This window comes from Paenibacillus sp. MER 180, from assembly GCF_023713665.1.
Taxonomy (GTDB): domain Bacteria; phylum Bacillota; class Bacilli; order Paenibacillales; family Paenibacillaceae; genus Paenibacillus_B; species Paenibacillus_B suaedae.
This window is the reverse complement of sequence record NZ_JAMAVT010000081.1, coordinates 1-423: the sequence shown is the minus strand read 5'-3', so window position 1 is coordinate 423 and position 423 is coordinate 1. Positions and strand designations below refer to the sequence as shown.

Annotated in this window: 1 pseudogene; it reads left to right on the top strand. The window is 61.7% G+C overall.

The window, feature by feature from the left end:
- Nucleotides 1-290 (top strand): annotated as a pseudogene (locus M3661_RS29930) (hypothetical protein); the annotation flags it as partial.
- Nucleotides 291-423: the final 133 nt, after the last annotated feature.

The following is a 423-nucleotide window of genomic DNA, read 5'->3' as shown; positions in this document are numbered from 1 at the left end:
ACCTCGGCGTGATCGTGCTGCTCAATTGCGGCGATACGAAGGAACACCTGATCGACGTCTTCAAGGCGTTCGACGAGGAAGAAAAGGCCGCTGCGCTCAAGCGCCGGCCGGTCGATTTCAAGACGTTCGGCATCGGCGCGCAGATCCTGCGCGATGTCGGCGTCGGCAAGATGCAGGTGCTGTCGAATCCGCGCAAGCTGGGCAGCATGTCCGGCTACGGCCTCGAAGTCACGGGCTTCATTCCGATGCCCGGCGGCGAAGCCAAGTCCTGCCCGGCGTCCCACGCGTAACCCGCCACGGCGCTTTCGCCCTATAACCGTTCATCCACACCACGGACCAGATCATGGAAATCGGACAATACCAACCGAATCTCGAAGGCGACGGCCTGCGTATCGGCATCGTGCAATCGCGCTTCAACGAACC